1 protein-coding gene is annotated in these 993 nt (G+C 57.4%); it reads left to right on the forward strand.

Annotation, left to right across the window (positions count from 1 at the left end; genetic code table 11):
- Positions 1-993, forward strand: a 993-nt coding sequence (locus tag F1735_RS33825) for an RHS domain-containing protein (RefSeq protein WP_187364434.1), incomplete at both ends; no start/stop codon positions are given.

Below are 993 nucleotides of genomic sequence, written 5' to 3' on the forward strand. Positions count from 1 at the left end.
GCCTGATGGCGGGGTGGTCGGCTACGGCTACAGCAAACACGGGGAGCTCGACAGTGTGGAAGTGCCCGGCGAAGGCCGCATCAGTGTCAGCGCTTTCAACTGGACAGCCCCTTCCACTGCGATCCTGCCCGGCGGCACGGTTCAAAGCAGAAAATATGACGACCTGCTTAATCCCGTCCAGCTTGATGTGACAGCGCCTAATCAGCAGCCGCTGCTGAACTTGGTCAACAAGTACGGCGCTCTCCAGGAGTTAAAACAAGACACGCGTACGGACGCCAATGCAGGTCAATCCACGGTGAGGTCGTACAATTACGACGATGAGCTGCGCCTGAAAACAGCCGAGAGCGGAACTGGCAGCGTACTGGGGAATGATAGCGAGACATTCACGTTGGACGACGTTGCGAACCGGATCGCGCACAGCCGTGTTGCGGGTGCATGGACGTATGACGCCAACAATCGGCTCAAGCAGCAGGGCACTGGTGCGGACGCGACCAGCTACGAGTACGACGACGCGGGAAGCCTGATCCTGAAAAAGGAACCGGGAAACCTGCTGACGCATTTTGTCTATGATCTGGAAAACCGTCTGGTTGCCGTCAAGGACGGCACACAGCGCTTGATCGCACGCTATGGTTATGATGCAGTGGGCCGACGCATCTGGAAAGAGCAATACAGGAACAAGACCGGTACTGCGCTGACGCCAGCGGTCCGCACCTATTTCCTTTACGCGCAAGAAGGACTGATTGCGGAGGCGACCCAGGCGATCACCCTGAACGCCGATCTGAGCGTAAGCGTCAATGGACCTGCATCCATCACGACGCAATATGGCCCGCGTCCGGATTCGTTATTCACGACGGGAACTTTGTTTATCAAGACTAAAAACAGCAATGGTCAGGACACTGTCGCGTACTATCACCATGACCAACGCTGGGCGCCGTTGCAGGCAACCGACCGGGCCGGCAACATCGTCTGGGCGGCCAGTTACGATGCATTTGG

The organism is Massilia genomosp. 1 (genome assembly GCF_011682185.1).
In the GTDB taxonomy this organism is placed as follows: Bacteria; Pseudomonadota; Gammaproteobacteria; order Burkholderiales; family Burkholderiaceae_D; genus Telluria_A; species Telluria_A rubra.